This is a genomic window from Dickeya sp. ws52, from assembly GCF_007210685.1.
Lineage (GTDB): Bacteria > Pseudomonadota > Gammaproteobacteria > Enterobacterales > Enterobacteriaceae > Dickeya > Dickeya chrysanthemi.
The window spans coordinates 1-467 of sequence record NZ_SZVX01000058.1 but is presented as its reverse complement, the minus strand read 5'-3'; the positions used below and the strand labels follow the sequence as shown (position 1 = coordinate 467).

Annotated in this window: 1 protein-coding gene; it reads left to right on the top strand. The window is 50.1% G+C overall.

What is annotated here, in order from left to right; all coding sequences use genetic code 11:
• Positions 1 to 454, top strand: a 454-nt coding sequence (locus tag FDP13_RS21495; protein ID WP_143840377.1) for an IS5 family transposase, incomplete at its 5' end; no start/stop codon positions are given.
• Between the last annotated feature and the right edge of the window lie 13 nt (positions 455 to 467).

Sequence of the window (467 nt, the reverse complement as noted above, 5' to 3'; positions counted from 1 at the left end):
TCGCGGCGGCTTTGGCACCAAAATCCATCTGGCGACAGATGGCACAGGATTACCGCTGAGTTTTTGCCTGAGCGGTGGACAGGCCCACGAAAGCCGATACGCGGAAACGTTGCTCAACCGGGTCGGGATTATCCGAAAAGGCGGGCACCTGAAATCACGTCCGAAAGCGGTGCTGGCGGATAAGGGTTATTCAGGTAAAAACCTTCGCATTCATTTGAAAATGAAAGGAATAAAAGCGGTTATTCCGTTTAAATCGAATGAGAAGGCCAGTCAGGACGGACGTCGGCTCCTCGACACGCGCCTATACAAAAAACGCAATGTCGTGGAGCGTTGCTTTGCGATACTCAAAGAAAATCGCCGTATTGCCACCCGCTCGGAGAAAACAGCCAGAAACTACCTGAGTATGCTAAAACTGGGAGCGATCAGGTTATTTTTAAAGCGGTTGTTAAGTTAAGGGACACAGCCTA